1 protein-coding gene is annotated in these 278 nt (G+C 40.3%); it reads right to left on the bottom strand.

Annotated features, from left to right (window positions below; all coding sequences use genetic code 11):
* Positions 1–75 precede the first annotated feature (75 nt).
* A partial coding sequence (locus HBA93_RS20895; protein ID WP_221724550.1) for a hypothetical protein occupies positions 76–278 on the bottom strand: 203 nt, incomplete at its 5' end.

Here is a 278-nt window from a genome sequence, read left to right as displayed (position 1 = left end):
AGGTTAAGAAGATGGTTCGCCAATATAGCTGGCTCTATGAGCAAACGTCACCATTTTCCTATAAATCCAAATAAATCAGGATTTTAACTCAATAATAACAGCATTCCCGATCCGTATTTTAAATTCGGGAATGCGTCTTGAAATTACAAGATCTGTTTTACGGGAACAAAGCAGATCTTGTGATAATTGCCGGAGCATAACTCCTGCACAGACTGCCCGGGAAACCGGTTTCTGCTTAATGATTGCATAAAAAATGACCGGCGGATTATCGGTAACTG

The organism is Ochrobactrum sp. SFR4, assembly GCF_019730395.1.
GTDB lineage: Bacteria > Pseudomonadota > Alphaproteobacteria > Rhizobiales > Rhizobiaceae > Pseudochrobactrum.
The sequence above is the reverse complement of the archived record's forward strand: the minus strand, read 5'-3'. Positions and strand labels throughout refer to the sequence as shown.